The sequence below is a fragment of the Methanoregula sp. genome (genome assembly GCF_002835825.1).
GTDB lineage: Archaea > Halobacteriota > Methanomicrobia > Methanomicrobiales > Methanospirillaceae > Methanoregula.
The window spans coordinates 1-1,900 of the sequence record NZ_PIZH01000396.1 but is presented as its reverse complement, the minus strand read 5'-3'; the positions used below and the strand labels follow the sequence as shown (position 1 = coordinate 1,900).

Genomic DNA, 1,900 nt, shown 5'->3' with positions numbered 1-1,900 from the left:
GACCTCGATGACATCGCCCTTTCCCTTAGCAAAAACCCGGGAGAGCGGAAGAAAACGCTTGTCTGCTTCGTCCTTATCAAAGACGTCCCAGATCTTCTTGCCGATGATTTCGTCCACGGATTTTCGCACGCCGTCCGCGAAGGCCTTGTTGACGTACCGGTAGGTCCCGTCCGGGTAGAACGAGAAGACCGGGTCGGGGGACTCGTGGAGGAGGATGCGGTACTTCTCCTCGCTCTCGCGCAGCGAGATCTCCGCCTTGCGCTGCTCGGTGAGGTCCCGGTAGATGCCGAGGATGGCGGGCTTTCCGTGGAAGTCGATCAAGTCCACGATGAAGTCCCCCTCCCGGACTTCGCAGTTCTTTGTGACCAGCCGTGCGGTGAAATTCTGGGGCACGCCTTCCCCGGAAAACCGCCGCCGCGCTGCATCCTGCAGCCGGCCCCGGTCGTCCGGGTGCACGAGGTCCCAGAGGTTGACCTGCATGAGCTCGTCGACTGTGTACCCGGTCACCTCCGCCGATCTCCGGTTGACGAACCAGAGCCGGTTGTCCTTGTGGATGTAGATGGCATCGCGGCTGTTCTCGACCACGAGCCGGTATTTCTCCTCGTTCTCCTGCAGGGACTCCTCGGCCCGCTTCCGTTCGGTGATGTCGGTGAGGAATATCATGACGGCCGGGCGCCCGTCCCACGAGATGAGGATCCCGCTTACATCCACCCATCTGGTGCTCCCGTCCTTCCGGCGGAGCCGGAAGGAGTACCGCGGGTCGGCCTCGCCGCGGAGCCTGCGCCTGTGTTGCGCGATGACCATGGTGAGGTCGTCCTCGTGGATCATGGTGCTGAGGGTGACGGACGGGAGTTCCTCGTGCCGGTACCCGAGGAGTTCTGCCAGCTGCGGGTTGGCCATCTTAAGGATGCCGTCCTGGACCACGCAGATCGCCTCCGAGGCGTTCCGGATGAGGTTCCGGTAGTGTTGCCGGGTCTTCTTCAGGGCATTTTCCGCCTGGCGCCGGGAGACGGCCTGCCGCACCTTGTGGGCCAGTTCGGCAAACTGGGACTTTGGTTCCCCGCCTTTCTGGAGATAGAAGTCGGCACCCTCGTTCAAGGCCTGGATCACCACCTCCTCCCGGCCCCGGCCGGTGAAGAGGATGAAGGGAATGGTGTCTCCCGATGTCCGTACCTGGTGCAGGAATGCGATGCCATCCATCTCCGGCATCTGGTAGTCGGAGACGATCGCGTCAAAGGCCCGTTCCTGTAAGAGAGCGAGGGCCTCCGGCGCCGAGATGGCGGTCTCGACGGTGAAGTCCCCGGTCCGCTCAAGGTAGATCCTGGCAATGTCGAGGAGATTGGCCTCGTCGTCGACGTAGAGTACAGAGATCATCGGGCAGAATCCTGTACTTAGCTGGTTTTTTTGGCGGTTAATTATTTCCGGGATGGGGGGGAGTGTACATGAAAACCAGAGCATGCATTATGATGGATTATTTACCAGATCTATTCATACGGGTTGATAACCCGGTACACTGGCTTGAGGAGATGAACCGCTATGGGGAGTAAGACGATTGCCCAGATCCAGAGCGAGGGGTACAATGCGCTGGTCAGAGCACTTGGACCGGAGGATGCGATCCGGTTTCTGCGGAGTTTTGACCGCGGGAGCGGCGATTATACCAAAGACCGGAAAAAAACGTTTAACAATAAACCAGCCAGCCAGATTATCGACGAGATCCTGAAGATGCAGGGGAAATACTAGTACCAGGTTTTCCGCTGAAAATTTCGGATCTGTCCAACCGCCTTTCTCTCCCGTTCCCCCGCCCTTTTTCCCCCCGCGTCCGAAATGTCTTTATTCATATTAAACATAATATATGAAACAGGTTCTTTCTCTTATACACATCGTACGCTTCCAAAGAGTA

At 58.3% G+C, this 1,900-nt stretch carries 2 protein-coding genes; one reads left to right on the top strand and one right to left on the bottom strand.

The genetic code is table 11. From position 1 onward, the window contains the following. Positions 1–1,374: PAS domain S-box protein (locus CW742_RS11485; protein WP_292420516.1), on the bottom strand; the 1,374-nt coding region annotated here is incomplete at its 3' end. A gap of 162 nt (positions 1,375–1,536) precedes the next feature. On the opposite strand from CW742_RS11485, the gene CW742_RS11480 reads away from it, so the two are divergent. Further along, complete coding sequence (locus CW742_RS11480; protein ID WP_292420514.1) at positions 1,537–1,740, top strand: hypothetical protein; 204 nt, start codon at positions 1,537–1,539, stop codon at positions 1,738–1,740. Positions 1,741–1,900: the final 160 nt, after the last annotated feature.